This is a genomic window from Aeromonas sp. 600886 (assembly GCF_049174935.1).
Classification (GTDB): Bacteria; Pseudomonadota; Gammaproteobacteria; order Enterobacterales; family Aeromonadaceae; genus Aeromonas; species Aeromonas veronii_A.
Map to the genome: position 1 here is coordinate 336,197 of NZ_JAAKUB010000001.1, position 22,167 is coordinate 358,363.

The following is a 22,167-nucleotide window of genomic DNA, read 5'->3' on the forward strand; positions in this document are numbered from 1 at the left end:
AGTTATGCAGGAGAAGTTTGTGGAAAAAGTCTGGCTGAAACGTTATCCGGAAGGGGTCCCCGCCGAGATCAATCCAGACCAATACAGCTCCCTGGTCGAGATGTTCGAATCCTCGGTGACCCAGTTTGCCGATCAGCCCGCCTTCGTCAACATGGGCCAAACCATCACCTACCGCCGGCTGGAAGAGCAGTCCCGCGCCTTTGCTGCCTACTTGCAAAACGAGCTGAAGCTGGAGAAAGGGGATCGGGTTGCGGTGATGATGCCTAACCTGCTGCAATACCCCATCGCCGTGTTCGGCATCCTGCGCGCCGGCATGATCGTGGTCAACGTCAACCCGCTCTATACCCCGCGCGAGCTGGAGCATCAGCTCAAAGATTCCGGTGCCAAGGCCATCGTCATCGTCTCCAACTTCGCCCATACCCTGGAAAAGGTGGTCTACGACACCCCGATCAAGCACGTTATCCTGACCCGGATGGGGGATAACCTGGGGCTGGCCAAGGGCACCCTGGTCAACTTCGTGGTCAAGTACGTCAAGAAGCTGGTGCCGAAATACAATCTGCCCCACGCCACTACCATGCGTCAGGCACTCTCCAAGGGGCGTTTCCTGCAGTACATCAAGCCGGAGATCACCAACGACGATCTCGCCTTCCTGCAGTACACCGGTGGCACCACCGGCCTCTCCAAAGGTGCCATGCTGACTCATCGCAACATGATTGCCAACGTCGAGCAGTGCCTCGGCGTCTACGGCCCCATGCTGGAGCGTGGCAAGGAGTTCGTGGTCACCGCATTGCCCCTCTATCACGTCTTCGCCCTGACCGTGAACTGCCTGCTCTTTATGCGTATCGGCGGTTACAACCTGCTGATCAGCAACCCGCGCGACATCCCTGGGTTTGTCAAAGAGATCAAGAAGTATCCCTTCACCTGCATTACCGGGGTCAACACCCTGTTCAATGCGCTGGTCAACAACGAAGAGTTTCAGGGGATCTCCTTTGACAAGCTCAAGCTGACCATCGGTGGCGGCATGGCGGTGCAGCGCGCGGTCGCGGAGAAGTGGAAGACACTGACCGACACTCCGCTGCTGGAAGGCTATGGCCTGACCGAATGTTCGCCACTGGTTAGCGTCTGTCCCTACGATCTGACCGATTACAACGGCTCCATCGGTTTGCCGGTCTGCTCTACCGAGATCCGTCTGGTAGATGACAACGGTCAGGTGATCCACGCCCTCGGCACCCCGGGCGAGATGCAGGTACGCGGCCCGCAGGTGATGGTGGGCTACTGGCAGCGTCCCGAGGCGACCGCCGAAGTGATGCAGGATGGCTGGCTCTGTACCGGTGATATCGCGGTGTGCGACGAGCAGGGCTTCTTCAAGATCGTCGATCGCAAGAAGGACATGATCCTGGTCTCCGGTTTCAACGTCTATCCGAACGAGATCGAAGATGTCGTTGCCCTGCACCCGAAAGTGCTGGAAGTGGCCGCTGTCGGTGTGCCACACAAGGTCTCCGGCGAGCTGGTGAAGATCTTTGTGGTCAAGAAAGATGCAAAATTGCAGGAGGACGAGATTATTGCCCACTGCCGCAAACATCTGACTGCCTATAAGGTGCCGAAACTGGTAGAATTTCGTGACGAACTTCCCAAGACCAATGTGGGCAAGATCCTGCGCCGCGTACTGCGTGACGAGGAGATTGCCAAGCAATAACCGGACTGCGGCTGCAGAATCTTCTGCAAACCAGCACCGTCGTTATGCAAAACCGTGGGTCATCCCACGGTTTTTTCTTTTTGGCCCTGATCAACCGCGCAGGCACAGATGCACTATCAACTTATCACTCAGCAAGACGAACTTGAGCAGTATCTCGCTTCTCTGGCCGACGTTCCCCTGGCTATCGATACTGAATTCGTTCGCACCCGTACCTACTACCCCCAGCTTGGCCTGTTCCAGATCTATGACGGCGAGCATCTGGCGCTGCTGGATCCGCTGACCCTGGATCTCTCCGCCCTCTGGCAACGACTGGGCAGGGAAGGGCAGATCGCCATACTGCACGCCTCTGGCGAAGATCTGGAGCTTATCCAGCATCAGGCGGGCCACCTGCCCAACCAGATGCACGACACCCAGCTTGCTACCGCCTTTCTCGGTTACGGCGTCTCGGTCGGCTTTGGTGCGCTGGTGAATGAATTCCTCGGGGTCGAGCTGGAAAAAGATCAGGCGCGAACCGACTGGCTGGCCCGCCCGCTTACACCGCGTCAGCTCGAATACGCGGCAGCGGATGTCTTCTACCTGATGCCGCTCTACGAGAAGGTGATGGCCAAACTGCGGGAAAGCGGCAAGTTTGCCTGGTTCGAGCAGGAGTGCCAGAACCACTCCGCCCGCAAGACCCAGGGTAGCGATCCCCGTCAGGCTTATCTTGACATCGTCAACGCCTGGCAGCTGGGTCGCCGCGAGCTCGCCATTCTGCGCGAGCTGGCCGCCTGGCGCCAACAAGAGGCGGTGCGCCGCGATCTGGCCCTTAACTTTGTGGTGAAAGAGCTGCACCTGTTCAAGGTGGCAGAGCGTCGTCCTGCCTCCCTGCGGGATCTCAACGAGCTCGGCCTCTCGCCCATCGAGATCAAGATCCACGGCAAGCGGATGCTCGATATTGTCGCCAAGGCGCAGCAAAGCGATCCTGACAGCTGGCCCGAGCCCATTCGTCGGCTGGTCGACTTCCCCCAGTACAAGGCCGAGCTCAAGCGCATCAAAGCCATGGTGGAAGAGAAGGCCAAGGCGAGCAATATTCCGCCCGAGCTGATTGCCAGCAAGAAGATCATTCACCAGTACTTCACCTGGAGCTGGCGGATGAACGACGAAGAGCGGGCCCGCAGCGACAAGCCGATGCTGCTGCAAGGGTGGCGTCATGAGCTGGTCGGTCACCTGCTGGCACAATAAGCCACCTTACGGTTGCACTTATAAATCAATCCTCACCCTCGGGTGGGGATTTTTTATTGGACGAAAGCTAGAAATGGGTTCGCCGATCGAGGGGGGTATTGCGGTACCATATTCCAGTCAAGCCACCGTATCTACTGGATAGGAAACAGGAAAATGCAATTTATCCCCAATGGCCCCGATATTCCCAATGAGCTGCTGCATGCCCATGAAGAGGGACGTGTGTTGTTTTTTTGTGGGGCGGGCATTTCCTATCCAGCGGGTTTGCCTGGATTCGGTGAGCTCGTTATTAGGATGTCAAAGCATGCAGGCGAGCCATTAGATAGGTCTGAGCAAGACATGGTCACACAGGGTGGACTTGATCGCGCAATCGGACATTATGAGAAGCGCATTCAAGGCGGGAGAGCTGCGGTACGTCGTGGTTTACCATCCTGCCTGACTGCTGATTTATCAAAGCCACGAGCTCTCACTACTCATCTTGCTTTGCTGACTCTTGGCAAGGATAAAAAAGATAACCTGAAACTCGTTACCACTAACTTCGATACCTTGTTTGAAAAGGCGGGGAAATCACCGATAACCATTCATCAGGCCCCACCCTCCCGATCCCGTTGGAATGGAGTGGTGCATTTGCACGGACGTATGCCAGATTCAGCCTCAGAAGAAGACCTTGATCAGCTGATCTTGTCTGATGGCGATTTTGGACAGGCATATCTTACTGAAGGTTGGGCAGCTCGGTTTGTCGCTGGCCTATTCAGAGATTACACACTCTGTTTTGTCGGTTACAGCATTGATGATCCTGTATTGCGATATATGGCCGCCGCCCATGCATTGGATGGTTCACGGAAGATTTTTGCTTTTGCATCCTATAAACGTGATGAATTGGATATCACGAAGCAGAAATGGCAAGACAAACATGTCATCCCTATTATGTATGACGATGTAAATTATCATCGCATGTTACATCAGACTTTGCATGTATGGGCATCTATATATCGTGATGGTGTAAGGGGCAAGGAGCGATTAGTTGCTCGGTATGCATATAAGCAACCCAATCAGAGTTCGTCACAAAACGACTTTGTTAGTCGAATGCGATGGGCTTTAGCCGATCCATCAGGCTTGCCCGCCAAATGCTTTGCCCAGCTTAATCCGACTCCATCACTGGACTGGCTTGATGTATTTACCAGCAAATTTTTTGGTCACAATGATTTAACATGTTTTGGTGTGCAACCGCAGGGTAAAATAAATGAAAGCTTGAGCTTTAGCTTGCTACAACATCCTGCTTCCTATATGTCTGCGCCAGCCATGAGTGTGGTTACAAATGGCTTGTCAGGCGATTGGGATGAAGTGATGCCACCTTTGGCATATTGGCTTACTCGCCACTTGGGGAACCCAAAATTACTACTTTGGGTTGTCTCAAATGGAGGTCAATTGCATAGACGATGGCGGAGGTTAGTGGAAAATGCCTTATCCCGCTTTGATTCAATGATGTGTGACGGTCAGTTTATCGAAATTGACGAAGTCAAGGATAAGTCACAGTATGCAATTCCAGACCCTATGATGCGCACCTTGTGGCGTCTGTTGCTGCTTGGTCGGATAAAGTGTTCAGATTGTGATGGCAATATCTTTCAGTGGATGTCGCGCCTGGGGAGAGAACCATTAAATTTGATGTTACGTTTGGAATTGCGAGAGTTACTTGCGCCAAAAATAGGATTGAAAAAAACATATTACTTAAGTGGTGACAAAACGAACCAAGAGCCAATAAATGTTAGAGCTCAGGTAGATTGGGCGCTTGTGCTTGCCACAGATGATGTGAGGTATGCGATTCCACATGATGTAAATAACCAACAATGGAAAACAGCCTTACCTTATTTTCTGGATGAATTCCAACAACTGCTCCGCGATGCACTAGATCTGCAGCGTGAACTGAATGATGCCAGCGAGTATCAAGACTTTTCTTATTTTGTATTGCCTTCTGTTGCTCTATATGACTCCCATAGTGGCCACTATGACTGGCTTGTTCTTGTTGAATTACTGCGCGAAGCTTGGTTAATGGTACTGAAAAGTGATCGAGTACAAGCAATCAATATTGCGCAGTCTTGGTTCTCGTTACCTTATCCCCTCTTTAAACGTTTAGCCTTATTTGCAGCCAGCCAGGATAACTGCATCTCATCTGAACTGTGGTCGGAATGGCTACGCTCTGATAATGGACGGTGGCTTTGGGCCAGAGATACTGAATCCGAGCTCTTCAACCTATTTGAAACGCAAGGACTGTTACTGACAGGAAATGCTCAAACACAGCTGGAGGCGGCTATTTTGGCTGGGCCACCATCTGAGTTGGAATCAACACGAATATATATAGAACACGCCATTTGGCAGCTATTGGCAAAATTGCATGATTCAGGGCTTGTGTTGGGAAAAGAGGCAGCAGAACACTTCGCCATGCTATCCGACATTCATCCCGAATGGGGGGCGGAGGAATGTAATAGTTTCACTGGTGATAGCAGAGATGATGATATTGTTCCCCGAAAGCGTAAGTTATTGGTCGACTGGCTGAAGCAACAATCATCTGGAAGGACCGATTCTTATCGAGATGGATGGCACGATGTGTGCCGTACCCGTTTCTTTCACAGCCTGTTAGCCCTGTATGACCTTTCGCAAGAGGGGGAGTGGCCTGTCGACCGATGGCGAGTCGCTCTGCAATGTTGGTCTGATGAAAAAATGCTGCTTCGTTCATGGCGATTCGTTGCTCCATTAGTGCTAACAATGCCCGAGCCTGTGTTGCTACAAATAATCCATGCAGTAACTTGGTGGATAGAGAGGGCAAGCACCCAAGAGCATAACGACAAATCCATCATTGCCATTTGTCGTCGTATATTGGTGCTTCCAATGGAGGTCGATGCTGGGAGACGTACCATTCGTAATGGAATTGAGGTTGATGATCCACTTGGTTCTGCCATTAACCATCCCGTTGGGCATATTACTCAAGCATTATTGAACCAGTGGTTTAAACAGCAGCTGAACGATAATGACGGACTGCCTGCCGATTTGGCTCCAATATTTACAGAGTTATGTGATACCACTGTTGCGGTATTTCGTCATGGTCGCATAGTACTCTGTTCTCGATTGATTACATTTTTCCGTGTGGATCAAGAATGGACGACTCAAATCCTGTTGCCTCTGCTTGATTGGGAGAATCAAGCTGATGCCAATGCATATTGGCAGGGTTTTCTCTGGTCACCCCGTCGTTACCTTCCTTTATTAATGGCCTTTAAACCACATTTGCTCGCCTGTGCTGGCCATTACAATCAACTGGGCGAACACAGTCAGCAATTCGCAACATTTATGACGTATGTCGCCTTGGCACAAGCTGATGGTTATAAACCAGAAGAGTTCCGTGCAGCGATTGAAGTGATGCCACCTGAGGGATTCCAAAGTGTTTTTCATGCACTGGTTCAAGCGCTTGATGGCGCGGGTGAGCAGCGTGAGGAGTACTGGATAAACCGAGCCAAGCCTTTTTGGCAAAATATCTGGCCTAAATCTAACGCATTCTTCACGAGTACAATCGCTGAAACTTTGGCCAGATTGGTCATTGCCGCTCGCGGTGAGTTTCCGGATGCATTAGCGACAGTTCATGCTGGATTACAGCCGATTCAAAACACTCATTACGTTATACACCTTTTGCATCAATCAGGCTTATGCAAACAATTCCCTACACATGCATTGTCTTTGCTGAACGCTATTATCGCTGAGCCGCAGTGGGTATCAGACGAGTTGGGTTTATGTCTGACAGCGATTGTGCAAAGCGATCCGCTTCTTGAGGAAAATCGTGATTACCAGAGGCTTCTCGGTGTCGTCCGGATAAAGACATTGTGAGTGATACGCACCGGGGGATTGCAGCGTAACGAATTGAAAAGGCAGCGGCTAATACCGCTGCCTTTTTTGATCACCAGATAGGCTGGGTCAGGTAGGGGTTGCTCGCCTTCTCGCGACCGAAGGTGGAGCTGGGGCCGTGGCCTGGGATAAAGATGATCTCGTCCCCCAGCGGCAGCAGGGTCTCGGTGATCGACTTGATCAGCGCACCGTGATCGCCACGGGGGAAGTCGGTGCGGCCGATGCTGCCGGCAAAGAGCACATCGCCAACCCAGGCGAGTTTTTCGGCTTGGTTCAGCAGCACGATATGGCCCGGGGTGTGGCCGGGGCAGAAGTAGACATCCAGCTCGCACTGGCCAACCTGCACCTTGTCACCCTGCTCCAGCCAGCGATCCGGCGTGAACGCGGGGGTATGGGCGAAGCCGAACATCTGGCTCTGCTGGGGCAGCATGTCGAGCCAGAAGGCGTCCTCCTTGTGGGGGCCGGTAATGGCGACGCCGGTCTTTTCCCGCAGCTCGGCGGCTGCACCTACGTGATCCAGATGACCGTGGGTCAGCAGGATATGAGTCAGGGTCAGGCCGCGCTTGGCGATAGCAGCCAGCAGTTTGTCCGCTTCGCCGCCCGGATCGATCAGGGCGGCCTGATGGGTCTCGTCACACCAGATGAGGGAGCAGTTCTGGGCGAACTGGGTGACCGGGATCACCTCGAATTTCAACATAGAGTTCCTCTCTTGGGATGGGTCAGCCGCGCAGCGCGCTGGCATGCTGCTCGGCGAAATAGTCGAGACAGGCCTGTTTGTCACCGCGGAATACGATGCGCTCCTGCTTGTTGCCAAGCTGGTAGAGATACATGGGGTCGTAGTAGCGGGTCAGCAGCAAGGTGATCCAGGCTAGATGCAGTCCGGTATCGCCGCTCTTTTCCTGCTCGGTGAGGGCGGTCTGCATCAGGGCATCCAGCTCGCGGTGGGCCAGATCGCCAAGACGGCGCTTGAGACGGGCCAACGCATCGGTGAGATAGGCGGCAAACAGCGGCCATCCCTCTTCTTGGCCATACATGGCTTGATAGCGCAGCCAGAGATCGTGCACGTAATCTTCGCGGATCTGCTCGGCGCGATCGATCTGCGGTACATCCACCACCACCAGCGGTGCCTGACTCATGGCCTCATGGAGGGAGAGGGGCAGGCAGCAGCGGCCAATCAGGCGACTCTCATCTTCGACCACGAAGGCATGCTCGCCCTGATGGCGGCGCTTGAGCAGCTCGATGGCCATGTTGTTTTCAAAATTGATGTTGCTGGGCTGGCCGCCGGGCAGTTGACCAAACGACGAGCCCCTGTGATGGGCGTGTCCTTCCAGATCGAGCGCCTGGGCCACATGGTCCAGCATATGGGTCTTGCCGGAGCCGGTCATGCCGGTCAGCACACTCCAGCGGCACTCTGCAGAGGCCTTGTCCTGGGTGTCGATCAGGAAGCGGCGCAGCTCCTTGTAGCCACCGGCGACGCGGGGGCGAGTCACCCCCGCTTCAGCCAGCCACTGTTGTACGGTTTGCGAGCGTAGGCCGCCGCGAAAGCAGTAGAGCAGGGCATCGGGCTGCTTGCGCAACTGCGCCAGCCAGCCTTCGAGTCGTTCGGCACGCACTGCTCCCCCCACCAGCTTGTGTCCAAGCTCAATGGCGGCGGCCTGACCCTGCTTCTTGAAGCAGGTCCCCACCTGGGCGCGCTCATCGTCTGTCATCAAGGGCAGGCTGGTCGAGCAGGGGAAGGCCCCCTCCTTGAACTCGATGGGGGCGCGCACATCAATCAACGGCACATCGTCCAAAAAGAGTTGGGCGTAGTCCGTGGCCAGTGGCAATTCACTCATTGGACAATCTCGATAAAGCGGGAGCCCTCAAGGGGCTTGATCTGGCCGATGGGCGAGAGCGCAAGGCCAGCTTCGCGCGCGATGGCGAGCAGCTCGGCTTCGCTCTCTTTACCCACGGCGACCAGCAGGCCGCCACTGGTTTGCGGATCGCACATGATGTTGCGGGTGCGATCGTCCATGGCATCCAGCTTGTGGCCGTAGGAGTCGTGATTGCGCAGGGTGCCGCCCGGGACGCAGCCCTCGGCGAGGTAGTAATCCACCTCGTCCAGCAGCGGCAGCGCCTTGAAGTCGAGGCGGGCGCTGACATTGGATCCCTCGCACATCTCCAGCAGATGGCCCGCCAGACCAAAACCGGTGACGTCGGTCATGGCGTGGACACCCGGCAGCTCGGCAAAGCGCTGGCCAATCTTGTTGAGAGTGCACATGGCGTTGGGGGCCAGTTGCTCGTGTTCAGGCTTCAGCTTGCCCTTCTTCTGGGCGGTGGTGAGGATACCGATACCGAGGGGCTTGGTCAGATAGAGGGTGTCACCCACCTTGGCGGTGTCGTTCTGCTTGATGGCATCCAGAGGCACGATACCGGTGACCGCGAGGCCGAAGATGGGCTCTGGGGCATCGATACTGTGACCACCGGCCAGCGAAATCCCCGCTTCGTGGCACACTTGACGGCCGCCGTCGATCACCTGCTGGGCCACTTCCGGCGCCAGGGTATTGATGGGCCAGCCGAGGATGGCGATGGCAACGATAGGCTTGCCGCCCATGGCGTAGATATCGCTGATGGCGTTGGTGGCGGCGATGCGGCCAAAGGTGAAGGGGTCATCGACGATGGGCATGAAGAAGTCGGTGGTGGAGACAATGCCCTGACCGTTGCCGATATCGACCACGGCCGCGTCATCCTTGCTGCTATTGCCAACGATCAGGGTCGGGTCGTTGAAGCCCGGGATCTGGCTCTTGAGAATGGTGTCGAGCACCTTGGGAGAGATTTTGCAGCCACAGCCAGCGCCGTGGCTGTATTGGGTCAGACGAATGGAAGACATACTTACCCCTTTTATTTGCAAACAGAGCAGAGGCTCTGTGGAGCCGTCTTGGTCAATGGGCGGCCTTGTAGAGAGGAAGACAAGAAGCCGCAAATATGGGTGGCCTCGGTGCCAACAGGGGCAGCGATGACTGGCAGTTATGAAGGACCGCCAGGCCAGACGGGGAAGAAAAGGGCGACAAGGTGCGCCAGCGCAGCCCCGCCAAGGGCCACAGGACGGGGCATTATGCCACATTTGCCCCTTGGGGTTCGAACAGGAATTCACATAAACAGCAGGGAATTGCCCGCACTTGCTTGTCATCGGGCTGGAACCGCCGCGCACTGCTTGATTGCAGTACAGATGCAGCCAAGAGAACGTCAATTGAGAGCAATGGCGCACGCAACCACTGCGTCATCAGGAGGAGAGCTTAGTGACCACCACATTTTTGGTTAACCACCCCATTACCACGGCGCAGTTTGCGGCGTTGTTGGCGCAGACCTCGCTGGGAGCGAGACGGCCGCTGGACCGTCCCGCCACCCTGCAGGGCATGCTGGATAACGCCAATTTGCTGATCACCGCCTGGCAAGGCGAGACCCTGGTCGGTGTGGCCCGCTTGGTGACCGATTTTCATTTTTGCTGCTACCTCTCGGATCTGGCGGTGGCCGAGTCGGTGCAGGGGCAGGGGATTGGCAAAGCCCTTATTCGCGAGACGTTTTTGCAATTGCAGCCGGGCTGCAAGCTGATCCTGCTGGCCGCGCCGCAGGCGGTGGCGTACTACCCCAAGCTCGGATTTAGCCAGCACCTGAGCGCCTGGGTGATGAGCAGTCTGGATGAACTGGTACTGGATGAGTTGGCATAAGCCCGTCAACTCATCCAGATAGGGCGAGATTAACTTATCCGGCTTGCTCCAGCGCCGGTTGCCGTGACTTGCCCCAGCGGCGCAGGCGCCGTTGCAGTGGCCGCTCCAGCAGGTTGTAGCTCAACGCCGAGAGCCCGATCAGCACCGCCAGCATCAGCAAGGTTGCCACTACCCCCAATAGCGGATTGGTCTGGCCATACCACCACTCGGTGAGCCCCGGTGCCAGATAGTGGATAAGTTCGCAACCGGTGAGCAGCACCAGCGCATGGAGCAGGTAGATGGAGTAGGAGAGATCTCCCAGCCAGTTGGTGAAGCGGTTATCCAAAAGGTGCAGCAGCGGGCTCTGGCGCTCCCCTTGGGCGGCGGCAATCCAGATCAGCAGCACGTAGGAGGCGATCAGCAGCAGGGTCAGCTGCGGCGTCATGGCGAACTGCATCAGCGCGAAGGGCAGCACAAAGGCGACCAGCAGCGGCAGATCATGCTTCATCATGGGCAAGCCTTGCGCGGCCTTGACCCTCGGCAGCAGCCAGAGGCCGAGCACAAATTCACTTACCCCGCGCCCCACCGCCAGCGCCCCGCTGGTGACATCCAGGGTGCCGCGACTGTGCACGATAAAGGCCAGCACCGTCAGCGCCAGCAGGGGGGCAAGATGGCTCCAGCGACTGCGGGTCACCGCCAGCGGGATCAGCAGCGGGAATAGCAGGTAGCTGATCCACTCTACGCTGAGGGACCAGGCGGCGAAGTTCCAGGTCAACCCGTGATCGGTTACCACCTGCAGCAGCAGGAAGGCGCTCGGCAGCGCCTCGACCGGGGTGAAGGGGGAACCAAAGGGGGGCATCCCTTCCCACTCCCACATCTTGAACAAGGGGCCGGCGTAGAAGCCCACCCCGTGCTGCGCCTTGTAAAGCTCCCAGCCGACCAGCAGCAGCAGGGTCACCAGATAGAGGGGGTAGACGCGGGTCAGCCGCAGCCAGAGAAAACGGCCATAGCTCACGGTGCGGGGTGCGCGGGTAAAGGCCTCGCCATAGACATGGGCCAGCACCACGCCGCTCAAAATAAAGAACAGGTCGACCCAGAGGTAGCCATTCTCGATGAGCTGGGTGTGGCCTGCGATCGGCTCCATCCACTGGGGAAAGAGCAGCAAGCGGGCATGGAATAGCACCACCATCAGGGCAGCGATGCCCCGCAGCGGCGTTAACAGCGGCAATGATTGATTCATAACGGGATCCCTTGTGATGTTCAGCTTGGCCTGACATCGATTTTTGTTGTTGTACCGTCCATCAATCCTGATGGGACGGTTGCCCCGGCTTGGCTGCCGCAGGCGGGATCACACTACGGAAAAGAGAGCCATACGGGTGTGATTTAAATCATAAATGTGCAGTTATTGTGCAAAAAAATTTAAACAGATAAGAACGTGGGACGCAGGCAGGGAAGGAGGAGGAGAGAGAACACCCATAAAGCAGAGAGGGTGGTCAACGGAGCAAGGGGCTGGTCTATAGGCGTAAAGCAAAACAATCAGGCCCGCAAGGGGCCTGATTGATCACAAGAGGAGGGTGGTGGCCGATCAGCGGGCGCGTACCACCAGACCCTTGAGGTAGAAGCCTTCCGGATAGGCGGTACCGATAGGGTGATCAGAGGCCTGGGAGAGCAGCTCCAGGATCTGGGCATCGCGACCGGCATCAAGCGCTGCATCGGCAACGATCTTCTGGAACAGGCTCTGCTCCATCAGGCCGGAGCATGAGTAGGTCAACAGCACGCCACCCGGCGCCAGCAGCTGGAACGCCAGCATGTTGATGTCCTTGTAGCCGCGGCAGGCGCCAAGCAGCTGCGCCTTGCTCTCGGCGAATTTGGGCGGATCCAGCACGATGACGTCGAACTTCTCGCCCTTCTCGCGATATTCACGCAGCAACTTGAACACGTCGTGACGGACAAACTGGGTGTTGCTGGTATCCAGCCCATTCAGCTCGGCGTTCTGGCGGGCGATATCCAGTGCATTCTGGGAGAGGTCGACGTTGACCACTTCCTTGGCGCCGCCCTTGAGGGCATAAACGCCAAAACCGCCGGTGTAGCAGAAGCAGTTGAGCACCCGCTTGCCTTCGGTGTACTTGGCGGCAGCCTGACGGTTGTCCCGCTGATCCAGATAGAAGCCGGTTTTGTGGCCGTTGCGAATATCCACCAGGATCTTGACGCCGCCATTCTCCTCGATGACCACCGGCTCGTTCGGGGTCTCGCCATAGATGACGCCGGTGCGCTCTTTCAGCCCTTCCTTCTTGCGCACTGCCACATCGGAGCGCTCATAGATGCTGCACTCGGGGTAGAGGGTACGCAGTGCCTGCGTTATCAGCTCACGCTGGAACTCGGCACCGGCAGAGAGAATTTGGCACACCAGAAAATCGGCGTAACGATCGATGGTCAGACCCGGCAGACCGTCGGATTCAGCGGCGCAGAGGCGATAACCGGTGAGGCCCTGACGCTTGATGAGCCCGTCACGGGACTCTTGCGCATATTTGAGGCGACGGATAAAGAAGTCGAGATCGACGGTCTCATCCTTGTCGAAGGTCCAGACCCGGGCACGGATTTGGGAACTGCCCGACCAGGCGCCACGAGCGAGCCATTTGCCGTCATGGGTGAGGATCTCGACGGTATCGCCGTCAATGGGGTTGCCCTGAACCCGCTCAATCCCCTTGGAGAAGATCCAGGGGTGGCGACGCAGCAGGGATTTTTCGCGGCCTTTGACGAGATAGATGGAAGCGCTCATGGATGTTTGCCAGATGGTCAAAAGAAAAGGGGCCACATTCTATGTGCAATAGTGCGGCTAAGCCAGCCTTTGCTGGTATATGGCAGAGTGACGAATTGTACGTCTGGACCACGCCCGAGTGTTGCATATGCAAAATTTGCAGAATCTCAATGTTGGCGTTTCACGCTGTTTATCTTATATGTCACAGTTGGTTGTGCTTTTTTTTGTTCAGCTCTGGTCGCTATGTGTGCACAATGTAGCCAATAAAGCGTTTTAACCTTACTTTATAGTGATTTTCGCTAAAGAGTCATTTGATGATGTCGATAGTGGGGAAGACCATTTTGAATCTTTCCTGTATCGAGCTGTCCATGTCCCTCTCCATCGCTACCAATATTTCTGCCCTCAATGCTTCTCGCCATCTTGGTCAATCATCCAACACGCTGGATTCGGTATATCGACGACTCTCATCCGGCTTGCGCATCAACAGTGCCGCTGATGATGCAGCAGGCTTGCAGATCAGTAATCGCCTCACCAGTGAAGTGAACGGGACCAACACCGCTATTCGCAACGCCAATGATGGGATCTCGGTGATCAACGTCGCCGATGGGGCGCTTGATGAGTCGGTGAACCTGATGCAGCGGATGCGCACCCTGGCACTGCAGTCGGGAAGCGGTGTCAATACGGCAGAGGATCGCGTAGCCCTGAATGCTGAGTTCAAGCAACTGCAGTTGGAGATGGACCGGATTGCCACAGGTACCCGGTTTGCCGGACAGGACCTGCTGGCGGGGAGTTACGAAGGTATCTTCTTGGTCGGTGCCTATGCAGGACAGAATACCGTCATTACCGATCTCAATGCCCAGACCAAAAATCTGGGGGAGATGGAGTGGCAAGCGCGCAGTCCGGCAGGAAGCAAGCCAGGGGCGTATGACATTGCTGATCTCAAGCTTTCATCTCAGCCTATCACCCTTAATGGCGTCACTTTTGACAAGGACTATTCAACCCTGGAAGCGTTCGTGGCAGATATTAATGGCACCACCTTTCCCAATAATCAGGGGCCGGTACAAGCGCAACAACTGCCATTTTCTGTCGCCTCCGCGGTCGATTTATCCGCATTACCCTCCTATATCGATGTGGCGGGTCACTCTGTGGATTTGACCACAGGCATTGATATGACCGGATGGAATCCGGTCAATCCGACAGCAAAAAATAGTGCCATCATGGCAACCGTGGTTCAACGCATCAACAGTACTGCGCAATCGGCAGGTCTGGGTTTTTATGTGAGTGCCTCCAACAACAGCAATCCCGCCAGCAATGCATTGACCATGCATAGCGCTCAGGGCAACAGCCTTGCGCTGGCCAATGGCACAACCCCCCCTCCGCAACCAGCACCACCGGCGCCTCCGGTGATCAGCAATTCCTCTCTGACCTCTCTGTTGCCCGACGTCACACCGACGACATATATCGGTCAGATGGAGCTTCGTTCATCAGGCGACAAGTATTCCAATATTGACATGCAGGGAGCGAGTTTGAATGCGCTTGGTTTTTATCAAGAGGACAAGAAGAAATACACCGTTGATAACATTGATGTCCTGAGTTACGACAACGCCAGCAGGGCCATCAAAACCCTGGATGTGGGTATGAAACAGCTGGGTGTTCAGCGTTCTCGGCTCGGGGCCCAAGCCAACGCGCTGGATTCACGGGTACGCAATCTGGCCAATGCCAATGAGAACCTCAGCGCTGCCCGTTCAAGGATCCGGGACGCCGACATGGCGGTAGAATCGGCGCGTTTGGTCAGCACTCAAATCTTACAGCAGGCGAGCTCTTCGATTTTGAGTCAGGCAAACAGTCGCCCCAATGCGGCCCTGAGTTTGCTGCAATCCTGAGCGGGGCTGCCAGCCAGCATAGCAATTGGTCGCTATCATTCATGGTCACTATCCATACAGACAAAGAGGCCACCCAATGGGTGGCCTCTTTTCTTATTGCTTCCTGTTGCCGGATGCTATTCGGCAGCGTCAGAGAGTGATCCCCTTGAGTGCCTGGGTCAGCTCGCTGGCGGTGGCTTTCAGCCCCTGCGTACCGGCTACCGAGGCGCAGGCGGACTCTTCCACCTGCGCCGCTTCATGGCGCACCTGATCGAGATTGTGGGTGATCTCGGCGGCGACCGAGCTCTGCTCCTCGCTCGAGGTAGCGATCTGGGTGCTCATCTCCAGCACCGCATCGCTATGGTTGCTCAGCTTCTCGATATCGAGCCCCACCTCGCTGATGAGCTGCTGGCTGCTGGCGGCGCGCCCTACAGTCTTTTCCATGATCTCGTTTAGCGCCCCGGTACCGGTCTGCAGCTCTTCGATCATCTGCTGGATCTCCACCGTCGCCTGCTGGGTACGGCTGGCGAGAGTACGCACTTCATCCGCCACCACTGCAAAGCCGCGACCCTGCTCACCGGCACGGGCCGCCTCGATGGCGGCGTTGAGGGCCAGCAGGTTGGTCTGCTGGGAGATGGCGTTGATGACGTTGACCACCTCGTTGATCCGGTTGGCGTTGTGGGTGAGCCGCTCGACCGCGCCGGAGGCGTTGCCAATCTCGTCGGCCAGAGTACGGATCGCTTCGATGGTGCGGGCTACCCGGTTGGCGCCATTGGCAGCCTCTTCGCTCGACTGGCGGGTCTGCTGCAGGGTGTCGTTGGCATTGCGCGCAACTTCGCGGATCGCTGCCGACATCTGCTCCATGGCGGTGGCCAGTGAATCCATGTGCTGGCGCTGGGAACGCGCCATGGTCTCGCCTTCGCGGGCATGGTCACGAAACTCGTCGGCGGCCATGGTCAGCGCTTCGGCAGACTCCTCCACCAGTTTGACGATCTGGTGCTGGCGGTCGGTAAAGTGGTCGATGCTGCCCGCCAGGGTGGAGAACTCGTCCCGCACCGGGAAGAAGTTGAGTCGGAAGGTGAGATCGCCGTCCGCCACGGTTTGCAGCGCCTTGTTGGTGGAGTAAAGCGCACCGGAGACAAAGGTCATCATGTAGTGGATCACCAGCGCCATCAGGGCGGCCAGCGCGCCGATCAGGAGTAGGGTCGAGCCCTGACCCTCCCACATGGAGAGGTTGCCGGTATCGAGATCACCGGTGACGTAGCCCGCCTGACCCGCTGGCGCGGTAAAGAGGTAATGCTCCCCTTGCTGTTGCAACCCGCTGCGGCCTTGCCCGGTCAGACGCAGATCAGCAGGCAACACCAGAGTGGGCTGCTGGCTGACCAGCTGCGCCGTGGTCTCGACCCGTTGCTGCAACTGCGCTACCCGCAGGGAGATCTCCTGCTGATGGCTGGCCGCCAGCATATACCAGCTGAGGAAGGCGATGATGAAGAGAGGTAACCAGAACGCGATATGGAATTTTTCACTGATGGTGAGGTGAATGAGATAGCGGTCAACCCACCGGAATTTAACTTCTTTCATAATGGAGCTGCATCCTGCAGAGATAGAGTGTCGGGCACATTATCGTCTCGGGAATTTTTTTCTTAAGCGGAAGGTGTGAGAAATGGGAGAGCAATCGTTTGTCATTCGGGTGTGGGGGCAGGTGCAGGGGGTGGGATTTCGCTACTTCACCCGCGAGCGGGCGCTGCAACTGGGTTTGCGGGGCCATGCCTACAACCTGGAGGATGGCTCGGTGGAGATCCTCATCAGCGGCCCCGCGCAGGGGGTACAGATGATGCTGGGCTGGCTGGAGCATGGCCCGCGCACCGCCAGGGTGACCCGGATGGAGTATGAAGAGGCGCTGCCGCCCACCGGTCAGGGCTTTCACACCAACTGAAGGGGCGGGGACGAGATGGACGCTGACAAGGAAGGTCTGTTGCTGACTCAGGCAACAAGCTGGGTTGCCCGTTATCAGGAGGCAGCGCGAGCGGTGCGCGAAGAGGCCAGCGAACCGGCTGTGCATGGCTACCGTATCGCGGCGCGCCGCTTGCTGGCGCTGCTCGCCCTGTGGCGGCCACTCACCTATCATCCCGAGCTGGAGCGGCGTCTGCTGCGCTCGGTCGGGCGGCTCTCGGCGCTGCGGGATGCTCAGGTCTACGCCGAGCGTTTTGGCAAGCCGCCTGCCAGCACGGGCAATACTCACAAATCTGCCTCTCGCGTACCCCTGTTGTCGCGGCGACTGGCCCGCTGGCTTGCAGCGGTGGCGCAGGTGCAGGATGCGCGGGCATTGGCGTTCCTCTATCAGCAGCATCTGGCCCTGCGCCTTGATGAGGCACAGAGCGCTCTCGATGAACCTAATTCCTGCGTTGGGAAATCTGCCAGCTCCCGTCAGCAACAGTTGCGCCGCTGGCATCGGCTGCGCCTCGAGATCAAGCAGGCCCGTTATGGCGTGGAACTGTTGCTGGATCTGGGGAGTGGGGAGCCCGGCTGGTTGAGCACCCTGACTCACTGGCAGGAGCGACTCGGCCAGTTGCAGGATTGGCGGCAATGGCGGCGGAGGTTGCGAGCAGAGCAGGGGAACACCCGCAAGCAGACGAAACTGCGGCAGCAGTTGAAGGGGAAGATCACCGCCCGTTTGTGTCAACTGGACTGCCAGCAGGCGGAGCTGGTGGCGCTCAAACTGGCGATGCTGGCAGGCCACAACATGAATGACATGCCAAGTCGGCTGGTCAGCTATTCAGAACAAAATGTATCGCCCGCGAATCCCTGTTGTGGATAGCCCCGAGACCGCAATCTGCGGAAGTCATCCGCGACCAGCATCTACAAAAACTAACCAAGCCAAACAGGTGAGACAAAAAAGAGAGGCCGTTTGGCCTCTCTTCTTCTATCTCGCTGTGGTCGCAGTCAGCGATGTGCTTACTTGACGCGCATCCCAGGCTGGGCGCCTTGCTGCGGCTCCAGGATCCAGAGATCCTTGCCGCCCGGGCCTGCGGCCAGCACCATGCCTTCGGACATGCCGAAACGCATCTTGCGCGGCGCCAGGTTGGCCACCATCACGGTCAGCTTGCCTTCCAGATCTTCCGGGTTGTAGGCGGACTTGATACCGGCAAACACCTGACGGGTCTCGCCGCCGATATCCAGTTGCAGCTTGAGCAGCTTCTCGGCTTCCGGTACCGCTTCGGCCTTCTTGATCAGCGCGACGCGCAGGTCAATCTTGGCAAAATCGTCATAGGTGATGGTTTCGCTGATGGGGTCATCAGCTAGCGGGCCGGTCACTTTCGGTGCCTGCTCTTTGGCCAGGTCTTCCTTGGAGGCCTCGATCATGGCTTCAATCTTCGCCGGCTCGATGCGGGAGAAGAGGGCCTTGAACGGCGCAACGGTGTGATTGACCAGCGGCATCTCGATGCCATCCCAGCTGAGGGTTTCGGCCAGGAAGGCTTCGGCACGTTCGGCCAGCAGCGGCATGACGGGCTTGAGGTAGGCCATTAGCACGCGGAACAGGTTGATGCCGACCGAGCAAACCGCTTGCAACTCGGCGTCAGCCCCTTCCTGCTTGGCGATAACCCAGGGCGCCTTGTCGTCCACGTAGCGGTTGGCCTTGTCGGCCAGCGCCATGATTTCGCGGATGGCGCGGCTGAATTCGCGGCTCTCATAAGTCTCGGCAATGGCGGTACGAGCATTGGCGAATTCGGCGTAGAGCTCGGGTTCGGCGCAGGTTGCCGCCAGCTTGCCGCCAAAACGCTTGGCAATAAAGCCGGCGTTGCGGGAGGCAAGGTTGACCAGCTTGTTGACCACGTCGGCGTTGACGCGCTGCACGAAATCTTCGAGGTTCAAGTCCAGATCGTCGATGCGGCTGTTGAGCTTGGCGGCGTAGTAGTAACGCAGGCACTCCGGATCCAGGTGGTTCAGGTAGGTAGATGCCTTGATAAAGGTGCCCTTGGACTTGGACATCTTGGCGCCGTTGACGGTCACATACCCGTGTACGTTGACCTTGGTCGGCTTGCGGAAGTTGGCACCTTCCAGCATGGACGGCCAGAACAGGCAGTGGAAGTAGGCGATGTCCTTGCCGATGAAGTGGTAGAGCTCGGCGTCGGAGTCCGCTTTCCAGTAGCTGTCAAAGTCGATGTCGCCACGCTTGTTGCACAGGTTCTTGAAGGAAGCCATGTAGCCGATGGGGGCATCGAGCCAGACGTAGAAGTACTTGCCCGGGGCGCCGGGAATTTCGAAACCGAAGTAGGGGGCGTCGCGGGTGATGTCCCACTGCTGCAGGCCGCTCTCGAACCACTCCTGCATCTTGTTGGCCATCTCTTCCTGAATGGCGCCGGAGCCGCGCACCCACTCAGAGAGCCATTTTTCAAACTGTGGCAGGTCGAAGAAGAAGTGCTCGGAGTCCTTCATTACCGGAGTCGCGCCGGAGACGGCAGATTTCGGATCGATCAGCTCGGTTGGGCTGTAGGTGGCGCCGCAGCTGTCGCAGTTGTCGCCATACTGCTCCGGAGATTTGCACTTGGGGCAGGTCCCCTTGACGAAACGATCCGGCAGGAACATGGATTTTTCCGGATCGAACAGCTGGGAGATGGTGCGGCTCTTGATAAAACCACCATTTTTCAGGCGGCCATAGATCAGCTCCGCCAGCTCACGGTTCTCGTCGCTGTGGGTAGAGTGATAGTTGTCAAAGCTGATGTTGAACCCGGCGAAGTCGGCCTGGTGCTCCTTAGAGACCGCGGCAATCATCTCTTCCGGGGTGATCCCCATCTGCTGAGCCTTGAGCATGATCGGGGTGCCGTGGGCATCATCGGCACAGATGAAGTGCACCTGATGACCGCGCATTCGCTGATAACGAACCCAGATATCGGCCTGGATATGTTCCAGCATGTGGCCAAGATGGATGGAGCCATTGGCATAGGGGAGGGCGCAGGTTACCAGCATTTTACGAGGATCAGTTGCCATATTACGTTCTTGATGTGCTTGTTGGGATGATAGAGTGCCGTGCATGTTACCCGAATTGGGGGTAGCCTGCCTAGGGTTGTGGCTATGCCAACCTTGGCAGCACCTGCTGTTACGATGGCAGGCAAGCCACTGATTTGTGTGCGGTAACCGTTCACCTCAAGATAATGACAAGATAATGAGGAGTTAATGGTGATTGATTCAGTAAAACAGATCCTCGCCGAATTTAAGCCAGCTGGCTGGCACAAGGATCTGGTGGATGCCGGCTTCGTTCGCGAGATCATCAATCAGGGTCAGGGGCTCACTATCCGGCTGGTATTGCCGTTTGCCGGTCTCTCGCTGCTCGATCAGCTCAAAGAGAACTACGATGCCAGGCTGCGCAGCGCCACCGGCGCCTCCCGTATCGACTGGGCACTGGAGATTGACGTCGCCAGCATGCCGCGGGCGCAGGGCCTCAATGCCGTGCAGGGCATTCGCAACATCATCGTGGTCGCCTCCGGCAAGGGGGGGGTGGGCAAATCCACCACTGCAGTCAACCTGGCGCTGGCCCTGCAAAAAGAGGGCGCGCGGGTCGCTATTCTCGATGCCGATATCTATGGTCCTTCCATTCCCACCATGATGGGCACCCTCACAGAGCGCCCGGTCAGCCATGACGGCAAGCTGATGGAGCCGGTGATGGCCTGCGGCCTAAAGAGCAACAGCATCGGCTATCTGGTCTCTGAGCAGGATGCCACCATCTGGCGCGGCCCGATGGCGAGCAAGGCGCTGGCGCAGATCCTTCATGAGACCCGCTGGGGCGAGGTGGATTATCTGGTGGTAGACATGCCGCCAGGCACTGGCGATATCCAGCTCACCATGGCCCAGCAGGTGCCGACTTCGGCGGCAGTGATCGTCACCACCCCGCAGGATGTGGCGCTGGCCGATGCCCGCAAGGGGATCGCCATGTTCAACAAGGTCAATGTGCCGGTGCTCGGCATCATCGAGAACATGAGTTATCACGTCTGCAGCGCCTGCGGTCATCATGAGCCGCTGTTCGGTACCGGTGGCGGTCAGAAGATGGCAGAGCAGTATCAAGTGGCGCTGCTTGGCCAGTTGCCGCTGCACATCGACATCCGCCAACACATGGATGATGGCTGCCCGACGGTGTTCGGCGCACCGGAAGGGAGCCTCGCTCAGGCCTATTTGAAGCTGGCGCGTAGGGTAGGGGCTGAACTCTTTTTCAGCGCAAAACCGATTGCGACCCCCCTCTATGCCATGGCGCTGGATGAATAATCGGCGGTCGGTCACTTGAAAGGGAATTGAGGGTGGGCATGACCCACCCTTTTTTATATAATGGATCGGTTTAAACCATCCCCACTGCTCTTCTCTTTTAGGTATTTGTCATGTCTGATACTCAACATTCGTGTGTGATCATCGGTATTGCGGGCGCATCTGCGTCTGGCAAAAGTCTTATAGCCCAGACCATTTATGAAGAGCTGGTGGCCGAACTGGGCGCAGGTCAGATTGGTGTGATCACCGAAGATTGCTACTACCGTGATCAGACCCACCTGACCATGGAAGAGCGGGTCAAGACCAACTATGACCACCCCAACGCGCTGGATCACGACTTGCTGGTACAGCACCTGAGCCAGCTGGTTAAAGGTGACGCGGTTGCCATTCCCCAGTACTCCTACACCGAACACACCCGGATGAGCGAAGTGACCCCGTTTGCGCCGCGCCGGGTGATCATTCTGGAAGGGATCCTGCTGCTGACCGACAGCCGTCTGCGGGATCTGATGGATGCCTCCATCTTTATGGATACCCCGCTCGACATCTGCCTGCTTCGCCGTCTGGTGCGTGATGTGCAGGAGCGTGGCCGAACCATGGACTCCGTGCTCAAGCAGTACCAGAAGACAGTGCGTCCGATGTTCCTGCAGTTTATCGAGCCGTCCAAACAGTATGCCGATGTGATCGTGCCCCGTGGTGGCAAGAACCGCATCGCCATCGACATGCTCAAGGCGCGTATTCGCCACATGTTGATTGGTTAAGATGAAACAAGCCGGGTGATGCCCGGCTTTTTTAAAAGCACAA

General features: G+C 56.9%; 16 protein-coding genes. 9 read left to right on the forward strand and 7 right to left on the reverse strand.

What is annotated here, in order from left to right; all coding sequences use genetic code 11:
• The first annotated feature begins 19 nt into the window (after positions 1-19).
• From fadD to dsr1, 3 genes are all read left to right on the forward strand, one after another.
• Positions 20-1,696 (forward strand): long-chain-fatty-acid--CoA ligase FadD, encoded by a 1,677-nt coding sequence (gene fadD / locus G5179_RS01540; protein WP_100647250.1) that lies wholly within the window; start codon positions 20-22, stop codon positions 1,694-1,696.
• 108 nt (positions 1,697-1,804) lie between these two features.
• Complete coding sequence (gene rnd, locus G5179_RS01545; RefSeq protein WP_058059758.1) at positions 1,805-2,917, forward strand: ribonuclease D; 1,113 nt, start codon at positions 1,805-1,807, stop codon at positions 2,915-2,917.
• Positions 2,918-3,070: 153 nt separating this feature from the next.
• On the forward strand, positions 3,071-6,787 hold the full coding sequence (gene dsr1, locus G5179_RS01550; RefSeq protein ID WP_421257730.1) for an anti-phage defense-associated sirtuin Dsr1: 3,717 nt from the start codon (positions 3,071-3,073) through the stop codon (positions 6,785-6,787).
• Between the two features lie 70 nt (positions 6,788-6,857).
• Here the strand turns inward: dsr1 and G5179_RS01555 are convergent, their stop codons facing one another.
• Genes G5179_RS01555 through selD form a run of 3 tightly spaced genes read right to left on the reverse strand, consistent with a single transcriptional unit; the run spans position 6,858 to position 9,674 of the window.
• Entirely contained in the window at positions 6,858-7,502 is a 645-nt protein-coding gene (locus G5179_RS01555; RefSeq protein WP_236319695.1) for an MBL fold metallo-hydrolase, read from the reverse strand.
• A 22-nt stretch (positions 7,503-7,524) separates the two neighbouring features.
• Complete coding sequence (mnmH, locus tag G5179_RS01560) at positions 7,525-8,640, reverse strand: tRNA 2-selenouridine(34) synthase MnmH (RefSeq protein WP_421257731.1); 1,116 nt, start codon at positions 8,638-8,640, stop codon at positions 7,525-7,527.
• Positions 8,637-9,674: a selenide, water dikinase SelD gene (selD, locus tag G5179_RS01565; RefSeq protein WP_043850834.1), complete on the reverse strand. Its 1,038-nt coding sequence runs from the start codon at positions 9,672-9,674 to the stop codon at positions 8,637-8,639. The genes mnmH and selD overlap by 4 nt, the downstream gene beginning before the upstream one ends.
• 409 nt (positions 9,675-10,083) lie before the next feature.
• Between selD and G5179_RS01570 the strand changes: the two genes are divergently transcribed.
• Positions 10,084-10,512: a GNAT family N-acetyltransferase gene (locus tag G5179_RS01570; protein ID WP_421204928.1), complete on the forward strand. Its 429-nt coding sequence runs from the start codon at positions 10,084-10,086 to the stop codon at positions 10,510-10,512.
• Positions 10,513-10,546: 34 nt separating this feature from the next.
• Here the strand turns inward: G5179_RS01570 and G5179_RS01575 are convergent, their stop codons facing one another.
• Positions 10,547-11,731 carry an acyltransferase family protein gene (locus G5179_RS01575; RefSeq protein WP_421257732.1) on the reverse strand — a complete coding sequence of 395 codons (1,185 nt, stop codon included), beginning with the start codon at positions 11,729-11,731 and terminating at the stop codon, positions 10,547-10,549.
• 345 nt (positions 11,732-12,076) lie between these two features.
• Complete coding sequence (locus tag G5179_RS01580; protein ID WP_025201720.1) at positions 12,077-13,270, reverse strand: class I SAM-dependent methyltransferase; 1,194 nt, start codon at positions 13,268-13,270, stop codon at positions 12,077-12,079.
• A 293-nt stretch (positions 13,271-13,563) separates the two neighbouring features.
• Here G5179_RS01580 and G5179_RS01585 point away from each other — a divergent pair, with 293 nt between their 5' ends.
• Positions 13,564-15,132, forward strand: coding sequence for a flagellin (locus tag G5179_RS01585; protein ID WP_421257733.1), 1,569 nt, complete (start codon positions 13,564-13,566; stop codon positions 15,130-15,132).
• 129 nt (positions 15,133-15,261) lie between these two features.
• Here the strand turns inward: G5179_RS01585 and G5179_RS01590 are convergent, their stop codons facing one another.
• Complete coding sequence (locus G5179_RS01590) at positions 15,262-16,692, reverse strand: methyl-accepting chemotaxis protein (RefSeq protein WP_421257734.1); 1,431 nt, start codon at positions 16,690-16,692, stop codon at positions 15,262-15,264.
• 82 nt (positions 16,693-16,774) lie between these two features.
• Between G5179_RS01590 and G5179_RS01595 the strand changes: the two genes are divergently transcribed.
• Entirely contained in the window at positions 16,775-17,047 is a 273-nt protein-coding gene (locus G5179_RS01595) for an acylphosphatase (protein WP_005345583.1), read from the forward strand.
• Between the two features lie 15 nt (positions 17,048-17,062).
• Positions 17,063-17,929 carry a CHAD domain-containing protein gene (locus tag G5179_RS01600; RefSeq protein ID WP_421257735.1) on the forward strand — a complete coding sequence of 289 codons (867 nt, stop codon included), beginning with the start codon at positions 17,063-17,065 and terminating at the stop codon, positions 17,927-17,929.
• Positions 17,930-18,066: 137 nt separating this feature from the next.
• Here G5179_RS01600 and metG read toward each other — a convergent pair whose 3' ends face one another.
• Positions 18,067-20,100 (reverse strand): methionine--tRNA ligase, encoded by a 2,034-nt coding sequence (gene metG / locus G5179_RS01605; protein ID WP_421257736.1) that lies wholly within the window; start codon positions 20,098-20,100, stop codon positions 18,067-18,069.
• A 186-nt stretch (positions 20,101-20,286) separates the two neighbouring features.
• On the opposite strand from metG, the gene apbC reads away from it, so the two are divergent.
• Together apbC and udk are read left to right on the forward strand one after the other, a co-directional pair.
• Positions 20,287-21,369 (forward strand): iron-sulfur cluster carrier protein ApbC, encoded by a 1,083-nt coding sequence (apbC, locus tag G5179_RS01610; protein ID WP_139441687.1) that lies wholly within the window; start codon positions 20,287-20,289, stop codon positions 21,367-21,369.
• A gap of 110 nt (positions 21,370-21,479) precedes the next feature.
• Positions 21,480-22,124: a uridine kinase gene (gene udk, locus G5179_RS01615; protein ID WP_005345570.1), complete on the forward strand. Its 645-nt coding sequence runs from the start codon at positions 21,480-21,482 to the stop codon at positions 22,122-22,124.
• The last annotated feature ends 43 nt before the right edge of the window (positions 22,125-22,167 follow it).

Bases quoted from the DNA above. Each gene is read 5' to 3' on its own strand.
- rnd (WP_058059758.1), top strand. From the start codon at position 1,805: ATGCACTATCAACTTATCACTCAGCAAGACGAACTTGAGCAGTATCTC.
- dsr1 (WP_421257730.1), top strand. From the start codon at position 3,071: ATGCAATTTATCCCCAATGGCCCCGATATTCCCAATGAGCTGCTGCAT.
- G5179_RS01555 (WP_236319695.1), bottom strand. From the start codon at position 7,502: ATGTTGAAATTCGAGGTGATCCCGGTCACCCAGTTCGCCCAGAACTGC.
- mnmH (WP_421257731.1), bottom strand. From the start codon at position 8,640: ATGAGTGAATTGCCACTGGCCACGGACTACGCCCAACTCTTTTTGGAC.
- selD (WP_043850834.1), bottom strand. From the start codon at position 9,674: ATGTCTTCCATTCGTCTGACCCAATACAGCCACGGCGCTGGCTGTGGC.
- G5179_RS01575 (WP_421257732.1), bottom strand. From the start codon at position 11,731: ATGAATCAATCATTGCCGCTGTTAACGCCGCTGCGGGGCATCGCTGCC.
- G5179_RS01580 (WP_025201720.1), bottom strand. From the start codon at position 13,270: ATGAGCGCTTCCATCTATCTCGTCAAAGGCCGCGAAAAATCCCTGCTG.
- G5179_RS01585 (WP_421257733.1), top strand. From the start codon at position 13,564: ATGATGTCGATAGTGGGGAAGACCATTTTGAATCTTTCCTGTATCGAG.
- G5179_RS01590 (WP_421257734.1), bottom strand. From the start codon at position 16,692: ATGAAAGAAGTTAAATTCCGGTGGGTTGACCGCTATCTCATTCACCTC.
- G5179_RS01595 (WP_005345583.1), top strand. From the start codon at position 16,775: ATGGGAGAGCAATCGTTTGTCATTCGGGTGTGGGGGCAGGTGCAGGGG.
- G5179_RS01600 (WP_421257735.1), top strand. From the start codon at position 17,063: ATGGACGCTGACAAGGAAGGTCTGTTGCTGACTCAGGCAACAAGCTGG.
- metG (WP_421257736.1), bottom strand. From the start codon at position 20,100: ATGGCAACTGATCCTCGTAAAATGCTGGTAACCTGCGCCCTCCCCTAT.
- apbC (WP_139441687.1), top strand. From the start codon at position 20,287: ATGGTGATTGATTCAGTAAAACAGATCCTCGCCGAATTTAAGCCAGCT.
- udk (WP_005345570.1), top strand. From the start codon at position 21,480: ATGTCTGATACTCAACATTCGTGTGTGATCATCGGTATTGCGGGCGCA.